The sequence below is a fragment of the Azohydromonas australica DSM 1124 genome, assembly GCF_000430725.1.
GTDB lineage: Bacteria > Pseudomonadota > Gammaproteobacteria > Burkholderiales > Burkholderiaceae_C > Azohydromonas > Azohydromonas australica.
This window is the reverse complement of record NZ_AUMO01000055.1, coordinates 1-9,849: the sequence shown is the minus strand read 5'-3', so window position 1 is coordinate 9,849 and position 9,849 is coordinate 1. Positions and strand designations below refer to the sequence as shown.

Genomic DNA, 9,849 nt, shown 5'->3' with positions numbered 1-9,849 from the left:
CGGCCCCAGAGGTGGCCGAAGTGGCCGGTCTTGTGCCACTCGGCGTTGAGCGAGGCGAGCTCGTCCTTGAGCACCGAGGGGCGCATCACGCGCGAGAGGATCCCGCGCAGCTGCTTCATGTTGACCGGCTTGGTCAGGTAGTCGGCCGCGCCCAGGCGCAGCGCCTGCACCGACGTCTCCAGGCTGGCGTGGCCGGTGATGAGCACCACCTCGGAGTGCGCGACGAGTTGCGGGTCGTCGAACAGGTCCATGCCGCTGCCGTCGGGCAGCTGCAGGTCCAGCAGCACGATGTCGGGCTGCTGCAGCGTCATCTGGCGCCGCGCATCGCGCAGGTTGTGCGCCGTGGCCACGGTGAAATGCTCGGCCGCGATGAGGGCCGCCATCATCCGGGCCGAGTCTGTGTCGTCGACGATCAAGGCATGGTTCACGGTGTTCTCCTGGCCTGTTATTTGTCCGTGTCCACGGGCAGTGCGTTCTGCGCTGCGTCCGCAGGCAATGCCCGAGGAGTGGCGCCCCGGCAGCGCCATCTGGCATTTTGCGGTGGCCTGTCAATGCCGAAAGCCGCCTTGGTACGGGCCAAACCGCAAGCATGGGATAGGAATGGGCGTGCTGCGGCAAGGCCGTCGCATGCAGCTGCGAAAATCTTGCCACGGTGCAGCACGCCAGGCTCCACAGTGCAGTGGAGCCTGGCCAATGGAGTGTCATTCCAGCATGTCTGAAAGTACGGCCGAGATTTTCCCGTTCACGGGCAGCAGCGAGATGGCCGAGCTCATGCGTGGCTTCGATTGGGGGCGCACGCCATTGGGGCCGGTTCATGGCTGGCCGCAGAGCTTGAAAACAGCGGTCTCCATGCTCCTGGAGTGCAAGCTGCCGATGTACATCGCCTGGGGGGCGCAGCGTACGCAGCTCTACAACGATGCCTACCGACCGATCCTGGGCCACAAGCATCCGCAGGCCCTGGGCGCTTCGACACCGGCCACATGGCACGAGATCTGGGCCACCATCGGCCCGATGTGGGACGAGGTGCTCGCGGGTGAGGCGATCGGCTTCGACGACTTCAAGCTGACGATCGAGCGGTTCGGCTACCCGGAGGACTGCTACTTCAACTTCTCCTACAGTCCCGTGCGTGACGATGATGGCAAGGCCGTTGGCGTCCTGGTAACGTTTGCCGAGACCACCAAGCGGGTTCTGGCCGAGCAGCGCCTGCGTTTCCTGGATGCGTTGTCCCAAGGCACTCGCAGCCTGGCGGAGCCGGCGGACGTGATGAGACTGGCCGCCTCCATGCTCGGGCGGTATCTCGGGGTGAATCGCTGCGCCTATGCCAGCGTGCACCCAGACCAGGACACCTTTGACCTGCTCGGCGACTACAACGACGGCGTGCCCAGCATCGTCGGGCGCTACCGGTTCACGGACTTTGGCGCCGAGGTCTCGCGTCTGATGGTCAAGGGCGAGCCCTATGTCAATGCCGACGTGGACACGAGCTCAGCGACTGCCGGGATCGATCTGGACGCCTACGAGCGCACGCGGATCCAGGCGGTGGTCTGCGTGCCCCTGCACAAGGAGGGCCGGCTTGTGGCCGCAATGGCGGTTCACCAGGCGGTGCCCCGCAGGTGGACCGAGGACGAGGTGGAGATGATCCAGACGGTCGTCGACCGGTGCTGGGACTCTCTGGAGAGACTGAGTGCACAGGCAGCCCTGCGCGAGGAGGCGCGTTCGCTGGAGGTGCTCAACCGTACCGGCGCGGCGCTGTCCGGCGAGCTGGACCTGCAGGCCCTGCTGCAGCGCGTGACCGACGCGGCAACGGAGCTGACTGGCGCACAGTTCGGCGCCTTCTTCTACAACGGTGTCGACGAGCGCGGCGACGCGCTGTTGCTCTACACGCTTTCCGGCGCGCCGCGTGAGGCCTTCGAGAAGCTGGGCCATCCCCGGCCCACCGCGCTGTTCGGGCCCACGTTCCGGGGTGAGCCGTCCATCCGGCTGGACGATGTACTGGCCGACGAGCGCTATGGCCGCTGGGGACCGTATCACGGCATGCCGCCCAACCATCTGCCCGTTCGCAGCTACCTGGCCGTTCCCGTCGTGGCACGCTCGGGCGAAGTGCTCGGTGGTTTGTTTTTCGGGCATTCCCAGGTTGGCGTCTTCACCGAGCGCAGTGAACGCGTTGCAGTGGGCATTGCCAGCCAGGCGGCCATCGCCATCGACAACGCGCGGCTGTACGCGCAGGCGCAGCAGGCAACCCACGAGCGCAGCGTGCTGCTGGAGAGTGAACGTGCCGCCCGTATCGAGGCCGAGCGCGCCAGCCGGGTCAAGGACGAGTTCCTGGCCACGCTCTCGCACGAGCTGCGCACCCCCTTGAGCGCCATTTCCGGCTGGGTCCACATCCTGCGCCGAAAGCTCCAAGGCTCTCAGCCGGACTTGCTCAAGGGCGTCGAGGTGATCCACCGCAGCACGCAGATCCAGGTGCAGCTCATCGACGACTTGCTGGACATGAGCCGCATCACCTCCGGCAAGCTGGTCCTGGAGATGCAGCCGGTGTCACCGGTGAGCTTCGTGCAGGCTGCGCTGGATGTGATTGGCCCCAGCGCCAAGGCGGCCGGTGTGACCTTGGAGGCCAACCTCGACGACGTCGGCGTGGTCACCGCCGACGCCGGCCGGATGCAGCAGGTGGTGTGGAACCTGTTGGCCAATGCCGTCAAGTTCACGGCCCGTGGCGGTCAAGTGAAGGTGGAGCTGCGAAGCCAGCAGGACCATGCGGTGATTTCCGTGGCCGACAGTGGCGTGGGGATCAAGCCCGAATTTCTGCCTCACCTCTTCGAGCGCTTCAGGCAGTCCGACGGCTCCATCACGCGCCAGTTCGGCGGACTTGGCCTGGGGCTGTCGATCGTGCACAAGCTGGTGGAGTTCCATGGCGGGTCGGTGGCAGCTCACAGCGATGGCGAGGGCAGGGGAGCGACGTTTGCCGTCCACCTCCCGCTATGGGACTCGGCGCGCAGGCACAACACAGCCATGCTGAGAAACCCGGCGGATGAACTCGCCGGCAGGGAGCGCTCGCTGCCCGACCTCAACGGAATGCGCATCCTGGTGGTGGACGACGATCCTGACGCGCGCGAGATGCTCAACCGGGTTCTAGCGGAATGTGGAGCCGCTGTAGTTCGGGCCGCGAGTGCACAAGAAGCGCTCAGCGCCCTGCAGGTGCAAGAGTTCGACGTTCTGGTTTCCGACATCAGCATGCCTGGAACAGACGGCTATGAGCTGCTGCGGCAGATCCGCCGCCTGGCACCGAGCGAGGGTGGGTGCATCCCGGCCATTGCGCTCACGGCGTTTGCCCGACCTGAGGACCGCGACCGGGCACTCGTAGCCGGCTACGCATTGCACTTTACCAAGCCCATCGACCCGACTGCGGTGTTGTTCGGGCTGGAAAGGCTGCACCATACCCGGTCCAACGAATTTGACGCTGACTGACCTATGGGGCTGTCAATCTGGCTTATCGTAGAGAGCGCAACTGGGTTGGAGAAACTGCTGACTTCGAAGTATAGAGTTGTGGTCCAGATCAATTGAAGTTGTGAGAGCAACAGAAAAATCGATTCCTGAACTGATTTCCATTGGATAGCATGCCGGGGTAGTCATTCGGCATTCTTGATCCGATCATTTGTGCTCATGTCGTTTGAGTCATGCCGTTGCTGCGGACGCATCAGGACAGTGGCTTGTGTCTTGCTGTCGTGGCTTGCGGGCGTGCTGCAAGGTGACGATCGGCATTGGTGGCGGCATCGAAAGCAATCATGCTGTGCCGGCCTCGGCATGCTCTTCTTCCCAGGATGCTGACGGGACCGTCAGCAAGCGACTCTGCTGCGGGACGCTTGCCGAGCTGACACCTGACCAGGGCACAGATTTGATGTTGCCGCGGGAAGACACCTTCTAAGCCATGTCCATGCAGAGCTCGCCTGTTTAAGGGGTTGACGCAGGTGATCTGCTTATTAGCCTTCAGCTTCCAACAAGCATTCTCTGACGGTAGCGCAACAGCAAAGCTGTCCGCAGGCTGGCATCTCTTCGATCCATGAAGACTTGCATATTGCCTTCAAGCATGGCTCTGCCTTGCACTCGCTGACCTTGGCGCATCGATAAAGACCGTCCAGCCCAAGAAAAATGCCTTGCTCGGCTCCACGAGGAGCTGGGGCACAAACTGCAAGCCTGAATTGGCGATGCCGCCCTTTTGCCGTGCGGCCATGGCAGTCGTCCCAGAAGGAGGGATATATGCAGCACACGAGGCATCGGAACTGGCCTGGGTGCGTCGCCCCACTGCTGCTTTGTGCCGTATTGAGCGGGTGCGGCGGTGGTGATGAAGCGACAAAGGCTTCGACGAAGGCCGCTGCCGCGACTGCACAGCAGCGGGGCGCCGCCGCCGTAGCAGGCACCGAGAAACCCCAGGCGCTCGGTCCGGGCAAGCTGCTGCGCCGGTACGACAAGAAGGGCATCACGGCGGTCGCGCTGTCTCCAGATGGCACAGCACTGGCCGTCGCGCGTTCCGACGGCAAGGTGCGGCTGCTGGATTCGAACAGCGCCGTGGACGTGTCCAGGTTCGATATCAAGATAGACGCCATTGCCAGCGGTGTCGTCTTCAGCGCCGATGGCCGGCTTCTGGGCGTCGCGGGCCGGGACAGCGAAACGCACCTCTTCAGCGTGGAGACGGGCAAGGAGCTTCATGTCCTGCACGGCCATGAGCATCCGATCCGCAGCATGGCCCAAAGCCCGGCTGGAGCACTTGTCGCAACAGCCGGCGAGGAAACCCGCGTCATGCTGTGGAACAGCTCGACCGCCAAGCTTGAAAGGATACTGTCAGGCCATACGGGCTTCGTGAACGCGGTGGCATTCAGCGCGGACGGCTCCATGCTGGCCAGTGGCGATGCTGCCGGGCGCATCCTGGTCTGGGACGTCGCCTCCGGCAAGCTCGTGCACACGCTGCGCGGCCATGCCGCTGACGTCCTCGATGTGGCCTTCAGGCCCGATGGCAAGGTGCTGGCCAGCGCAAGCGCAGACAGCCAAATATTGCTGTGGGACCTGGCGCAGGGTGTGCGGACCCAGGTGCTGGCAGCTCACGAGACGCCGGTGCGCAGCGTTGCCTTCAACCGCGACGGCACCGTCCTGGCCAGTGGCGGCGAGAGCGGCCAGATCCTGATCTGGAACGGGATCACGGGCCAACTGGACAAGCGACTGACTGCGGGCAGCGCACCCGTCAACACGCTGCGGTTCGACAGCAAGAACAGCAACGTGCTGTTCTCCGGTAGCGACGACTACAACGTCGTCCGCTGGAACGTGTCCAGCGGGGTAGGCAAGTAAGCCACAGTAGGCGAACGCCGGAGGCTCAACCGGCGCCCGGCTCTGAAAGAGCCACGGACTCCACTGGGGAGACCAACCATGCTGCATGGTCACGGCGCTCGTGCACGAGGTGCACGGGAGTTCCTCCTGCTTGTCGCCGCCTGTTGCGCCGTCCTGCTTTGCTGGGCGCGGCCGGCCCAGGCGGCCAATCCTGCCCAAGGTCCCGGCGGAGCCATCCTGGTCGTCACGGCCGGCAACACCAACTTCGGCACCTACTACGCCGAGATCCTGCGCAACGAGGGCTTCAATGCCTTCGCCGTGGCGGACGTCAGCACGCTCTCGAGCAGCACGCTGGTGGCCTATGACGTCGTGATCCTGGCCAAGACGGCACTCTCCAGCAGCCAGGTCACTACGCTGGCGAACTGGGTCAATGGCGGGGGCAACCTCATCGCGATGGCGCCTGATGTGAAACTGGCCGGATTGCTCGGCTTGAGCAGCGCTGCGGGAACGCTCTCGAACCGCTACCTCCTGGTGAGCACAGCCAACGGCCCGGGCAGCGGCATCGTCAACCAGACAATGCAGTTCCATGGCAGTGCCGGCCTCTACAACCTGGCTGGCGCCACGGGGCTGGCCACGCTCTACAGCAACGCGACCACGCCCACACCGTATCCGGCGGTGACGTGGCGCAGCGTGGGCTCAGGAAAGGCAGCGGCTTTCACCTTCGATCTGGCAACCTCCATTGTCTACACGCGCCAGGGCAACCCGGCCTGGGCGACGCAGGAGCGTGACGGCTTCACACCGATCCGCTCGGACGACAAGTTCTTCGGCAATGCCGCTGCCAATCCACAGCCGGACTGGGTGGACCTGAGCAAGGTGGCCATTCCCCAAGCCGACGAGCAGCAGCGGCTGCTGGCCAACCTGATCACGCAGATGAACCTGACCAAGAAGCCGCTGCCACGCTTCTGGTACTTCCCCAGGGGCCACAAGGCCGTGGTCATCATGTCCGGCGACGACCACGCCAACGGCGGCACGGCCGGGCGCTTCGACCGCTTCAAGGCTCTGAGCCCGGCAGGCTGCTCCGTTGCCAACTGGGAATGCGTGCGCGGCACGTCGTACATCTACCCCGGCACGCCGCTGACAAACCAGCAGGCGGCGCAGTACAACGCCGACGGGTTCGAAGTGGGCTTGCACGTCAACACCAGCTGCAACGACTTCACGGCAGCGTCGCTGGACAGCACGTACGCCTCGCAGTTGAGCCAGTGGCAGTCCAAGTACAGCAGCCTGCCCGCACCCTCGACGCAGCGCCACCACTGCATCGTCTGGAGCGACTGGGCCAGTGGCGCGCAGGTGCAGGCCAAGTACGGCATGCGGCTGGACACGAGCTACTACTTCTGGCCGCCGGGCTGGGTCAACAACGTGCCCGGTCTCTTCACGGGTTCGGCCATGCCCATGCGCTTCATGCGGCTCGACGGCGCGTTCATCGACGTCTATCAGGCCGTCACGCAGATGACGGACGAGTCGGGTCAGCAGTACCCGCTGACCGTGGACCGGCTGCTGGACCGGGCGGTCGGGCCCGAGGGCTTCTACGGCGTCTACACCGTCAATGCGCACACCGACCAGGTGTCGTCCGCCGAGGCCGAGGCAGTGGTGGCCTCCGCGCGGGCGCGCGGCGTGCCGGTGGTGTCCTCACGCCAGATGTTGGCCTGGCTGGATGCCCGCAACGATTCCACCTTCAGCTCGATGAGCTGGAGCGGCAGCGCGTTGAGATTTTCTGTGTCGCGCAGCCCGAATGCCAATGGGCTGCAGGGCATGCTGCCCCGGCGCGCAGGCTCTGGCGTCCTGCTCGCGCTCACGCGCGCAGGCACCGCCGTGCCTTTCACGATCAAGGTCGTCAAGGGCATGGAGCACGCCTTTTTCGCGGCGGACACGGGTACCTATGTCGCCAGCTATGGTGCGGACAGCACCGCTCCGGCCGTGACGGCCACCGTGCCGACCGCTGGAGCCACGAACGTCAGTACGAGCACGGTGGTTACGGCGAGGTTCAGCGAGACGATGGACCCCGTGAGCATCAACGCCAGCACGTTCGAGCTGCGCAACGCGGCCAATAACGCACTGGTGAGCGCGTCGGTGAGCTACGACGCCACGTCACAGACAGCGACGCTCAGGCCCGCGGCGCTCCTGGCGGGGTCAACTTCCTACAAAGCGACCTTGCACGGGGGTAGCACCGAGCCGCGTATCCGCGATGCGGCGGGCAATGTGCTGGCGGCCGACTTCCCGTGGTCCTTCACGACTGCTGCGGCGCCTGTGTGCCCGTGCAGCGGGTGGTCCGGTACCGCCACGCCGACCAATCCCTCCGACCCGGATCCGGGCGCTGTGGAACTGGGCGTGAAGTTCCGCGTGGACACCGACGGCTTCATCACCGGGATTCGCTTCTACAAGGGCACGGGCAACACCGGCACCCACGTCGCCAATCTCTGGAGCCTCGACGGCAGGCGGCTGGCCACGGCACAATTCGTCAACGAGACAGCCTCGGGATGGCAGCAGGTGAGCTTTTCCACGCCAGTGCCTGTCAGCGCCAACACGATTTACGTTGCCTCGTACTTCGCGCCCAACGGACACTACGCCGGAGACAACAATTTCTTCTCCACCAAGGGCGTGGACAGCGGCCCGGTGCACCTGCTGCAAAACGGCTTGAGCGATAGCGGTGGCAATGGCGTCTATGCCTACGGCACCAGCTCCAGCTATCCGTCGCAAACCTACCTGGCTTCCAACTACTGGGTAGACGTGGTCTTCAAGCCATGAGGCTACTGCATGGCAAACAGGTTGTGAGCGCATCTGCAATTCGCGCGTCGACGTGTCCGACACGAAGACGCGCACGTTCTGCCCTGCGCATGAACCTTGAACGGCAGGCATCGACCCAAGCGCCTTTCGGTCTTCTTGCTTGAGAGCTGCTTCGCGAGCGAAAGCGGCCGTCCGACCATGGCCCTGGACGGCAGAATCAGGCCAGCAGTCGCGCGCTGCTGGTGCAGGAGGGGCCGGTTGCTGCAGTAGTCGCATGCTCACTGAGCGGCTCGAGCTGCCCGACTACGGCGTCTCGACGCGCCCGTCCGGGTGGCGTGCGAAGCGTTGCGCCTCGCGACCGTGCACCGGCGCGGCGCTGTCCCAAGGCCAGCCGCCGAACTGCGTGCGCTGGTAGTCCTGAAAAGCCCGCGCGATCTCGGCCTGGGTGTTCATGACGAAGGGACCGTGCTGCGCCACCGGTTCGCCGATGGGCCGGCCCTGCAGCAGCAGGAGGTCGGCTCCGTCGGCGCCGGCGGCCAACTCCAGGTCGGCCGTGGGCGCGAGCTCCAGCCCGGTGCCGGACCCGGACGTCTGCCCCGCGACCTGCGCGCTGCCGCGAAACAGGTACATCGAACGCCGCACTCCTGGCCGCTGGGATGCCGGCAACGTCCATTGCGCATTGGGCTCCATGCGGATCGTCCAGATCGCGACGTCGGCCTCGGCACGCGCCGCCCACGAGTCCTTCGGGGGCGGCAGCGGCGCACTGGCGCCCTCGAGCGCGCCGGCGACGATGCGCACGACCGTCCTGCGGCCAGCGCCGTCATGGACGACGAGTTCCGGCACGCGGTCGGACCAGAACATGGTGAATGCCGGGTCGGCCATCTTCGAGGCGGCGGGCAGGTTCATCCAGATCTGGAACAGCTCGGCCGGATTGCCGGCATCCTCGTGCACGAGGGGGAACATCTCGGAATGCACGATGCCCCGCCCGGTCGTGAGCCATTGCACGTCGCCCCTCCCATAGCGCGCCGCCGCTCCCAGCGAATCGGCGTGGTCGACCAGGCCGCTGCGCATGATGGTCACGGTCTCGAAGCCGCGATGCGGGTGCGCGGGGAACCCGGGCACGCTTTCTCCGTGGTACATGCTCCAGCCATCCTTGCCGCTGAAGTCCGCGCCAAGGCAGCGGCCGTCGAGAGCTGCCTGCGGGCCAAGTTGCCGGTTACCCGCCGGGTAGTCATCCACATGGTGGACGCAGAAGAGGAACGGATCGAGCGTCGGCCAGACGAATCCCAGCGGGAAGCGGCGCAGGATGGGAGAAGGGTTCATTGGCGCAGTCTCGCCCGGCTCAGGCACGCAGCGCGGCTTGCGACTGGTTGGCCGCTTCGGCCGTGTGGGCGGCGATGGCTGCGTCGGCCTGGGCCATGGCTCTCGCGCGGGCGTCTTCGCCCATCGCCAAGCCTTCGGCGCGCACGACGCGCACGTCGGTGATGCCCAGGAAGCCGAACACGGCCTTCAGGTAGCTCTCCTGGTGCTCCATGGCTTCCATCGCCGGGATGCCGGCGTACTGGCCGCCGCGGGTGGACACCACGATCACCGTCTTGCCGCCGGCCAGACCTTCGGGCCCGCTGGCCGTGTAGCGGAAGGTGCGGCCGGCCTGCGCGATGCGGTCGATCCAGGCCTTGAGCTGGCTCGGGATGCCGAAGTTGTAGAGCGGCGCGCCCACCACGATCACGTCAGCGGCCAGGAACTGGCTCACCA

General features: G+C 65.5%; 6 protein-coding genes. 3 read left to right on the top strand and 3 right to left on the bottom strand.

Annotation, left to right across the window (positions count from 1 at the left end; translation table 11 throughout):
* On the bottom strand, positions 1–428 hold a 428-nt coding region (locus H537_RS57005), incomplete at its 3' end, for a response regulator (protein WP_441293973.1).
* A gap of 283 nt (positions 429–711) precedes the next feature.
* Here H537_RS57005 and H537_RS52495 point away from each other — a divergent pair.
* From H537_RS52495 to H537_RS42075, 3 genes are all read left to right on the top strand, one after another.
* A complete protein-coding gene (locus tag H537_RS52495) occupies positions 712–3,462 on the top strand; it encodes a GAF domain-containing protein (RefSeq protein ID WP_169516978.1) in 2,751 nt (916 codons plus the stop codon).
* A gap of 789 nt (positions 3,463–4,251) precedes the next feature.
* Positions 4,252–5,334: a WD40 repeat domain-containing protein gene (locus H537_RS0109680; protein ID WP_169516977.1), complete on the top strand. Its 1,083-nt coding sequence runs from the start codon at positions 4,252–4,254 to the stop codon at positions 5,332–5,334.
* A gap of 78 nt (positions 5,335–5,412) precedes the next feature.
* Positions 5,413–8,115, top strand: a complete 2,703-nt coding sequence (locus H537_RS42075) for a DUF4082 domain-containing protein (RefSeq protein WP_051242281.1) — start codon at positions 5,413–5,415, stop codon at positions 8,113–8,115.
* Positions 8,116–8,397: 282 nt separating this feature from the next.
* On the opposite strand, the gene H537_RS0109670 is transcribed toward H537_RS42075, so the two are convergent.
* On the bottom strand, positions 8,398–9,417 hold the full coding sequence (locus tag H537_RS0109670; protein WP_028997762.1) for a pirin family protein: 1,020 nt from the start codon (positions 9,415–9,417) through the stop codon (positions 8,398–8,400).
* A 19-nt stretch (positions 9,418–9,436) separates the two neighbouring features.
* The coding region (locus tag H537_RS0109665; RefSeq protein ID WP_028997761.1) for an FMN-dependent NADH-azoreductase at positions 9,437–9,849 on the bottom strand (413 nt) is incomplete at its 5' end.

Coding starts and splice junctions, on each gene's coding strand:
- H537_RS52495 (WP_169516978.1), top strand. CDS start 712: ATGTCTGAAAGTACGGCCGAGATTTTCCCGTTCACGGGCAGCAGCGAG.
- H537_RS42075 (WP_051242281.1), top strand. CDS start 5,413: ATGCTGCATGGTCACGGCGCTCGTGCACGAGGTGCACGGGAGTTCCTC.
- H537_RS0109670 (WP_028997762.1), bottom strand. CDS start 9,417: ATGAACCCTTCTCCCATCCTGCGCCGCTTCCCGCTGGGATTCGTCTGG.
- H537_RS0109680 (WP_169516977.1), top strand. CDS start 4,252: ATGCAGCACACGAGGCATCGGAACTGGCCTGGGTGCGTCGCCCCACTG.